This window comes from Allobosea sp. 05T422_2, from assembly GCF_056396265.1.
Genome location: NZ_JBFTLD010000354.1, coordinates 1 through 5,832 on the forward strand (window position 1 = coordinate 1; position 5,832 = coordinate 5,832).

The 5,832-nt window shown below is 65.5% G+C and carries 4 protein-coding genes and 1 pseudogene; 4 read left to right on the forward strand and 1 reads right to left on the reverse strand.

Features of this window, described 5'->3' with window-relative positions:
* Window positions 1-314 (reverse strand): annotated as a pseudogene (locus tag AC1DJT_RS33640) (hypothetical protein); the annotation flags it as partial.
* A 129-nt stretch (window positions 315-443) separates the two neighbouring features.
* On the opposite strand from AC1DJT_RS33640, the gene pheS reads away from it, so the two are divergent.
* The 4 genes from pheS to pheT are packed head-to-tail and all read left to right on the forward strand — an operon-like array spanning window position 444 to window position 5,581.
* Entirely contained in the window at window positions 444-1,526 is a 1,083-nt protein-coding gene (gene pheS, locus AC1DJT_RS33645; protein ID WP_476769749.1) for a phenylalanine--tRNA ligase subunit alpha, read from the forward strand.
* A gap of 28 nt (window positions 1,527-1,554) precedes the next feature.
* A complete protein-coding gene (locus AC1DJT_RS33650) occupies window positions 1,555-2,742 on the forward strand; it encodes a ceramide glucosyltransferase (RefSeq protein WP_441506492.1) in 1,188 nt (395 codons plus the stop codon).
* Between the two features lie 2 nt (window positions 2,743-2,744).
* Entirely contained in the window at window positions 2,745-3,161 is a 417-nt protein-coding gene (locus tag AC1DJT_RS33655; protein ID WP_441506556.1) for an ASCH domain-containing protein, read from the forward strand.
* Complete coding sequence (gene pheT, locus AC1DJT_RS33660; protein ID WP_476769751.1) at window positions 3,158-5,581, forward strand: phenylalanine--tRNA ligase subunit beta; 2,424 nt, start codon at window positions 3,158-3,160, stop codon at window positions 5,579-5,581. The genes AC1DJT_RS33655 and pheT overlap by 4 nt, the downstream gene beginning before the upstream one ends.
* Window positions 5,582-5,832: the final 251 nt, after the last annotated feature.

Below are 5,832 nucleotides of genomic sequence, written 5' to 3' on the forward strand. Positions count from 1 at the left end.
ACTGTGACCTCGTGTGTGGCCATTCGCGCAACACGCGGATTGGCGGCGCTCTCATCGTCGTCGCCGATCTTGAGAATGAGATAGAGATTGCCGGCCGGGTCGCGGATGTTGACCGGGATGCCGCCAAGCGCACACCAGATTGCGCATTGGTGGTGGGCTGTGCCCCTGGCGAACATCAGCCCGCTGATCGTGCACCAGGTATCGCTGATTTCCCCGGTGATCGTGACGCGCTGCCCGTCCTGTGCCCCTGCCGGAGCGGCGCTCAGCGTGACGATCAGGAATGCCAATGCGCGCCAGTGAGACAGGATTGTCATGGTGCTGCGCTCATTTCGGCCAAACAGGGTCTCTGCCGTCGCACCTGCGATGCTTTGCCAGCACGATTGCCCCTAGCATCGCTCAAGATGACACCCTAGAAGATGCCTCGCAATCGGACCAGATCAGGCATGAATGAGATCGATACCCTCAGCGATTCACTTCTTGGTGAGATCGCCGCTGCGCAGGACGAAGCCGCGCTCGAGCAGTTGCGCATCGCTGCGCTCGGCAAGTCGGGCTCGGTGTCCGCGCTGCTGAAGACGCTGGGCGCGATGACGCCGGACGAGCGCAAGGAAAAGGGCCCGCTGATCAACGGCCTGCGCGACAAGGTCCAGGGCGCCATCACCGAGCGCAAGGAGGCGTTGGGGCAGGCTGCGCTCGACGCGCGCCTTGCTGCCGAGCGGATCGATGTCTCCCTCCCGGTGCGCGAGGGGCCGGAGGCGCGCGGGCGCATCCACCCGATCAGCCAGGTCATCGACGAGATCACTACGATCTTTGGCGACATGGGCTTTTCGATCGCGGAAGGTCCCGATGTCGAAACCGACGATCTCAACTTCACCAAGCTGAACTTCCCCGTCGGCCACCCGGCSCGSGAGATGCACGACACCTTCTTCTTCGCGCCTGACGCCAATGGCGAGCGCAAGCTGCTGCGCACGCACACCTCCCCGGTGCAGGTGCGCACAATGATCTCGCAGGAGCCGCCGATCCGCGTCGTCTGCCCGGGCCGGACCTATCGTATGGATTCCGACCAGACCCACACCCCGATGTTCCATCAGGTCGAAGGTCTGGTGATCGACAAGAAGGCCAATTTTGGCCACATGAAATGGGTGCTCGAGGAGTTCTGCAAGGCGTTCTTCGAGGTCGATAGCGTCAAGATGCGCTTCCGCCCCTCCTTCTTCCCCTTCACCGAACCGTCGGCCGAAGTGGACATCCAGTGTTCGCGCAAGGGCGGCGAGATCCGCTTCGGCGAAGGCGACGACTGGCTGGAGATTCTCGGCTGCGGCATGGTGCACCCGAACGTGCTGCGTAATTGCGGCCTCGATCCCGATGTCTATCAGGGCTTCGCCTGGGGCATGGGCATCGACCGTATCGCCATGCTGAAATACGGCATGCCGGACCTGCGCCCCTTCTTCGAGGCCGATATTCGCTGGCTCTCCCATTACGGCTTCCGCCCACTCGACCTGCCGACCCTGACTGGCGGCCTGACGTCGTGAGGGAGCCGGTCGTGCAGGGGAGGGCGGGATGACAGTCGCAGCAGGAGCAGGATTGTTCGCGGTGCTTGCCGTCGCGCTCAACCTGCTGTGCCTCGCGATCGCCTATTTCCGCCTGCGCCACCGCGCTTTGGGCTCGGCCTTGCTCGACCAGTGCCCGGCCGTCACGATCGTGCGGCCGGTGCGCGGTCTCGAGGCGTTCAGCCGCGAGACGTTGAGCTCGGGGCTGGTGCTCGACTACCCCCGCTACAGGACGATCTTCTGCGTTGCCGATGGCGACGACCCTATCGTGCCGCTGATCGAGGATCTGATCAGGCGCTTCGGCGACGACCGCGTGCGGCTGATCGTCGGCGATGTCGCCGTCAGCGCCAATCCGAAGCTCAATAACTGCGTCAAGGGCTGGGACGCGGCGGACACGGACTGGGTCATTCTCGCCGATTCCAACGTGCTGATGCCGAAGGACTATATCCAGCGGATGCTKACGGCGTGGCGGCCMACGACCGGGCTCGTCTGCTCGACACCGGCCGGTTCGCGCCCGCAGGGCTTCTGCGCCGAACTCGAATGCGCCTTCCTGAATACCTTCCAGGCGCGCTGGCAATATGCCGGCGAGGCTCTCGGCTTCGGCTTCGCGCAGGGCAAGTCGATGCTCTGGAACAAGCCCTTTCTCGACTCCAATGGCGGCATTGCAGCGTTGGGGGCGGAGATCGCCGAAGATGCAGCGGCGACGAAGCTGGTGCGCCGGGCCGGCAAGCATGTCCATCTCGTCGGCCAGCCCTTCGAGCAGCCCCTGGGCGAGCGCAGCCTGCGCGATGTGGTGCAGCGCCAGTTCCGCTGGGCCAGGCTGCGCCGGGTGACGTTCCTGCCATTCTTTGCACCGGAGATCCTGTCGGGACCGCTGCTGCCAGTGCTGGCGGCCGTTGTTGCGGCGCCAGATTTTGGGCTGCCGGCCTGGGCCGCGCTATGCGTCGTGCTGCTGCCCTGGTACGCGGGCGAGATGCTTCTGGCCTATGGCGTTGGCTGGTACCTGTCGTGGCGGCTGCCTTTCGCCTTCCTGGTGCGCGATATCGTCTTCCCGGGGATCTGGGCCTATGCCTTCGTCGCGGGCGAGGTGACGTGGCGCGGCAACGCGATGAAGATCAGGACCGATGGCGAGGACCGGTTGAACGATGGCCAGTCCCAGCTGTCGCCGGTTTCGGCGCGACGGGACGGGGCGACGTGACCATGGGCACGACCACGATCCCCGAGCGCTACCGGGGCTGCCCGAGCTTCTCCTTTGGCGACAGCCCGGAGCTGGCCTCCGAACTGGCCGCGCTCGTCGTCAGCGGCCGCAAGCGGGCGACGGTGAACACGCCCGATGATCCCGACTGCCCGGAGGTCGGCCAGATGTGGATCGTCCTCGACGGCGGCAAGCGACCTGTCTGCGTCATCGAGACGCTCGAACTGACGACGCGGCGGTTCGACGAGATCGATGCCGAATTCGCCTTCGAGGAAGGCGAGGACGACCGTACTCTGGCCTCATGGCGCCAAGCCCATGAAGCCTATTTCCGACGCCTCGGCGTCTTCAGTCCCGACATGACCTTGATTTGCGAACGCTTCCGTCTGGTGGAAGTGCTCGCTCCGATGGACCCACACGCATGAAATTCACGCTCTCCTGGCTCAAAGACCATCTCGACACCACCGATACGGTCGACACCATCACCGAGACCCTGACGCGTGTCGGGCTCGAGGTCGAAGGCGTCGAGGACAGGGCGAAGGCGCTCCAGGCCTTCACCATCGCCTATGTGATCGAGGCCAAGCAGCACCCGAATGCCGACCGGCTGCGCGTCTGCCAGGTCGACATCGGCACCGGCGAGCCCGTGCAGGTCGTCTGCGGCGCGCCCAATGCCCGCACCGGCATGAAGGGGGTGTTCTCGCCGCCGGGCAGCTACATTCCCGGCAAGGACATCACCCTCGGCAAGGGCGTCATTCGTGGCGTCGAGTCGAACGGCATGCTGGTCTCGGAGGCCGAGCTCCAGCTCTCCGAGGATCATGACGGCATTATCGAATTGCCGGAGGATGCTCCGGTCGGAATGCCCTACGCGACCTATGCCAAGCTCGACGACGCCACGATCGAGATCGCGGTCACGCCAAACCGGGCCGACGCGCTCGGCGTCAGCGGTGTCGCGCGCGATCTTGCCGCCGCGGGTCTCGGGACGCTGAGGATACCGTCGATCCAGCCGGTGCGCGGCTCGTTCCCGTGCCCGGTCAAGGTCACGCTCGACTTCGCGCCGCAGGACAAGAAGCTCTGCCCGGCCTTCGCCTTGCGCCTGATCCGCGGCGTGAAGAACGGTCCGTCACCGGAGTGGTTGCAGGCCCGCCTGCGCGCCATCGGCTTGCGGCCGATCAATACGCTCGTCGACATCACCAATTTCATGACCTTCGACCGCAACCGGCCGCTTCACGTCTTCGACGCGGCCAAGGTCAGGGGAGATCTCACGGTGCGCCGGGCCAAGGCGGGCGAGGAGATTCTCGCGCTCGACGGACGCATCTACAAGCTGAGCGACGAACAGGTGGTGATCTGCGATGCGCATGGCGTCGAATCGCTCGCCGGCATTATGGGTGGCGAGGCTTCRGGCTGCGACGAGAACACGGTCGATGTCCTGGTCGAGAGCGCGCTCTGGGACCCGCTCAACATCGCCCGTTCGGGCCGAGCACTCGGCATCAACTCGGATGCGCGCTATCGTTTCGAGCGCGGTGTCGATCCGGATTTCTGCAGGCCGGGCCTCGATCTCGCGACAGTGATGATCATCGACCTCTGCGGCGGCGAAGCTTCCGAAATGGTGTTCGAGGGCGAGCTTCCGGAGTCGCGCCCCGCGATCGATTTCCCGTGGTCGGAAGTGAAGCGTCTGACTGGGCTCGATCTGCCGCAGGTCGAGATGAAGCTCGCGCTGACCTCGCTCGGTTTCCATGTCTCGGGTGCGGGCGAGCGGGTGAAGGTCGCGGCGCCGTCCTGGCGCGGCGATGTCGAGGGCAAGGCCGATCTGGTCGAGGAGATCCTGCGCATTGCCGGGCTCGACCGCGTGGCCTCCACGCCGCTGCCGCGCATCAAGGCAGAGGTGGTGAAGCCGGTTCTCACCGTGCTGCAGAAGCGCACCCGCGCCGCCAAGCGTCTGCTTGCCAGCCGTGGCCTGGTCGAGGCCGTGACCTGGTCCTTCATCTCGCATGAAGCGGCCACGCTCTTCGGCGGCGGCTCGCCCAAGCTGGTTCTGGCCAATCCGATCGCCGCCGATCTCTCCGACATGCGGCCCTCGCTGCTGCCGGGGCTGATCCGTTCGGCCCAGGCCAATGCGGCGCGCGGCTTCGGCGATGTCGCATTGTTCGAGGTCGGGCAGGTCTTCTTCAGCGATGAGCCCGAAGGCCAGGTGATCGCGGCCGCCGGCTTGCGCCGCGGCACGGCCCGGCTCGAGGGTGTCGGCCGTCATTGGGACGGTGCGGCCGAGCCTGTCGATGCCTTCGATGCCAAGGCCGAYGTCATGGCCCTGCTCTCCGGTCTCGGAATCCCCGTCGGCGGCTTGCAGGTCGTGGCCGGTGGCCCTGCCTGGGCTCATCCGGGGCGGTCGGCGACATTGCAGTTCGGGCCGAAGGGCGTCATCGGCGCCTTCGGGGAAGTCCATCCCAAGATCCTCAAGGCACTGGACGTGAAGGGGCCGCTCGTGGCCTTCGAGATCCATCTCGACGCCCTGCCTTTGCCGAAGGCCAGGCCGACCAAGGTCAAGCCGAAATTGAGCCTCTCCGGCTTCCAGCCGCTGACGCGCGATTTCGCCTTCATCGTCGATGCCAAGGTTGCGGCGGGTGACATGATGCGCACGGCGCAGAATGCCGAGCGCAGCCTGATCTCCGATGTCACGGTGTTCGATCTCTATGAGGGGCCGGGCGTCGAGGCAGGCAAGAAATCCGTGGCGCTTGCCGTCACGCTCCAGCCTGCCGAGAAGACGCTGACCGATGTCGAGATCGATGCCGTCGGCAGCAAGATCGTCGCCGAGATGACCAAGCGCTACGGCGCGACTCTGCGGAGCTGATCCTCAGGCCGGGAGCACGGTTCCTCGGAGCCGACATGCGGGAAGGCGGGAGCGACACTGGGCGCGCCCGCCTTTTGCCTATCTGGCAGGCCTGTCATCGGGCTGTCTCGGGGCAGAGCGTTGGTGCACCTGTGGGGCGATCGGCCAGTGCCGCGTTATTGATCCAGATTGTGTAATAATCCGCCCGCGCAATCCGTGAACAATCGCGCTATCGGCTGCGGATCGTTTCAACGCGCCCTGGCTGTATGACC

Excerpts from the sequence above, each read along its gene's own strand:
- AC1DJT_RS33655 (WP_441506556.1), top strand. The coding sequence starts at position 2,745 with ATGGGCACGACCACGATCCCCGAGCGCTACCGGGGCTGCCCGAGCTTC.